Here is a 1,195-nt window from a genome sequence, read left to right as displayed (position 1 = left end):
TTGTATGGATAATAATTAACGAAACAGGGTAATGTGAGACCCAGGCTTTAGCAGCAACTAAAGCCCTCTTGTGCAGCAGTTCGATTGAAGTTTGGCTCCTCAGTTGAGAGACCGGTAACAAGTGAGAACGCTGCACAAGACTCCAAGCATTAAGTTCGGATAGTCAAAGGGGTCTCGAGCCCGAATTAGCAAGGCAGAACTAGCTTATTATGGATACTAAAAATAATCAAAATGCAGTCACCGTCGGCGTAGATACCGGTAAGTCACAACTCGATATTTACATCCGTCCACTGGATATCTATTTCACTGTCCCAAACAATGAAAGCGGTGTTAAAGAGGCCATCAAAAAAATAAAAAACCATAACCCTGAACGCGTTGTTATTGAAGCTACCGGACGGCTCGAACATCTCTTCATTGTGCACTGTTCAAAAGCCAATCTGCCCTTCGTAGTCGCCAATCCTGCGCACATCAAAAAATTTGCCGGAGCCATCGGACGACTGGCGAAAACGGATAAGCTTGATGCCCAGCTTATTGCTCATTACGGTGAAGCTATCAAGCCAGCACTATCAGAGCTAAAGCCTGAGGTACTGCAGCATATGAGCGATCTCTTATCCCGTAGACGACAGCTGGTCGCCATGCAGACAATGGAAAAGAATCGTCGCCAGATAATGCCTAAAAATATCACTGGCATGATCACACCGATCCTGACAGCCCTGAAAAATCAGATAGAAAAAGTAGAACAAAAACTACTCGAACTCATTACAAGTTGTCCGGAATATAAATCGAAATTCGACATCATTCAGAGCGTACCTGGCATTGGTAACGTTGTCACTTTTAGCCTACTTAGTGATATGCCAGAACTCGGCTATTTAACTAATAAACAGGCTGCTGCACTGGTCGGTGTCGCACCCGTAAATCGAGAAAGTGGCGCTTATCAGGGACAACGAAAAATCAAAGGAGGTCGCTACAAAATACGAACAGTTATGTTTATGGCGATGATGTCTGCTATACAGTGCAATCCTGTCTTTAAAGCAACTTATGAGCGCTTGTTAAAAGCTGGAAAAGCAAAGAAAACAGCCATCATTGCCTGCGTTAGAAAGCTGGTTGTCATTGTGAATTCAATGGTCAGGGATGGGGTTCATTGGAACCCCGAATTAGCTGGATAATTTATGATTGACACCATAGTCACTTGTTA

1 protein-coding gene is annotated in these 1,195 nt (G+C 43.8%); it reads left to right on the top strand.

Annotation, left to right across the window (positions count from 1 at the left end; genetic code table 11):
* Window positions 1-209: 209 nt before the first annotated feature.
* A complete protein-coding gene (locus tag Q1B11_RS20185) occupies window positions 210-1,166 on the top strand; it encodes an IS110 family transposase (RefSeq protein ID WP_299735811.1) in 957 nt (318 codons plus the stop codon).
* The last annotated feature ends 29 nt before the right edge of the window (window positions 1,167-1,195 follow it).

It is taken from the genome of uncultured Endozoicomonas sp. (genome assembly GCF_947495845.1).
Lineage (GTDB): Bacteria > Pseudomonadota > Gammaproteobacteria > Pseudomonadales > Endozoicomonadaceae > Endozoicomonas.
The sequence above is the reverse complement of the archived record's forward strand: the minus strand, read 5'-3'. Positions and strand labels throughout refer to the sequence as shown.

What these genes read in the sequence shown, in the direction of transcription:
- Q1B11_RS20185 (WP_299735811.1), top strand. Translation starts at nt 210, where the DNA reads ATGGATACTAAAAATAATCAAAATGCAGTCACCGTCGGCGTAGATACC.